Here is a 416-nt window from a genome sequence, read left to right on the forward strand (position 1 = left end):
AAGGTCAAGTGTTGGGAGCGCTATGGCCTCAAATCTTGGATCGAAGCCGCCAAGAAACGATTGCACCACAACGTGCTGGCGATTGCGCTCGCCAACAAGCTCGCCCGGATCGCGTGGGCGGTTCTCAACAAGGGATGCGCCTTCGAATGCGTCAAGACGGAAGAGACGGCGTCCCGACCTGCCTGATCCTCGCGCCGTGCTCGGGGCCGTCAAGGCGCAGCCTGGCAACGGTAGCGCAAGACGTCAGGACAGCACGACGGCCGGCCTTGACGGCCCTTGCGCGCGGCGCGTCTGCGCGCGCAGGCCGGGACGAAGGAACGACCGCCAGGCACGAACAAAGGAACAGCGCGAAGTGAGGAGCTATCGATGACGTAACCAACATCCCTTACCCGCCGAGGTCTGCGAGAGGATGAGAC

Annotated in this window: 1 pseudogene; it reads left to right on the forward strand. The window is 63.5% G+C overall.

The annotated features are described in order from the left end of the window. A pseudogene (locus C7G61_RS43590) lies at positions 1-186 on the forward strand (IS110 family transposase); the annotation flags it as partial. Positions 187-416 lie beyond the last annotated feature (230 nt).

Source organism: Bradyrhizobium algeriense (assembly GCF_003062295.1).
GTDB classification, from domain to species: Bacteria; Pseudomonadota; Alphaproteobacteria; order Rhizobiales; family Xanthobacteraceae; genus Bradyrhizobium; species Bradyrhizobium algeriense.